The sequence below is a fragment of the Paenibacillus polysaccharolyticus genome, assembly GCF_023714295.1.
GTDB lineage: Bacteria > Bacillota > Bacilli > Paenibacillales > Paenibacillaceae > Paenibacillus > Paenibacillus polysaccharolyticus_A.
Genome location: NZ_JAMAUN010000060.1, coordinates 1 through 335, shown reverse-complemented (window position 1 = coordinate 335; position 335 = coordinate 1). Strand labels below are relative to the sequence as shown.

Annotated in this window: 2 rRNA genes; both read right to left on the bottom strand. The window is 53.1% G+C overall.

Annotated features, from left to right (window positions below):
• Positions 1 to 23: 23 nt before the first annotated feature.
• Positions 24 to 140 (bottom strand): 5S ribosomal RNA (rrf, locus tag M3629_RS28215).
• Between the two features lie 106 nt (positions 141 to 246).
• Positions 247 to 335 (bottom strand): 16S ribosomal RNA (locus M3629_RS28210); the annotation flags it as partial.

Sequence of the window (335 nt, the reverse complement as noted above, 5' to 3'; positions counted from 1 at the left end):
TTCTTGAACCCGTAATGGGTTACGCTTGGCGGCGTTCTACTCTCCCAGGACCCTGCGGTCCAAGTACCATCGACGCTGAAGGGCTTAACGGTCGTGTTCGGGATGGGAACGTGTGGAACCCCTTCGCCATCGCCACCAAACGTTTGAGAGTTTGAGCTCTCAAAACTGAGCAACGAGTGAGTAACTAGCCGACCTGGCTAGATTTTAGATTTGAATGTCTTCGTTGCAGAAGACGATTCTCCATAGAAAGGAGGTGATCCAGCCGCACCTTCCGATACGGCTACCTTGTTACGACTTCACCCCAATCATCTATCCCACCTTCGGCGGCTGGCTCC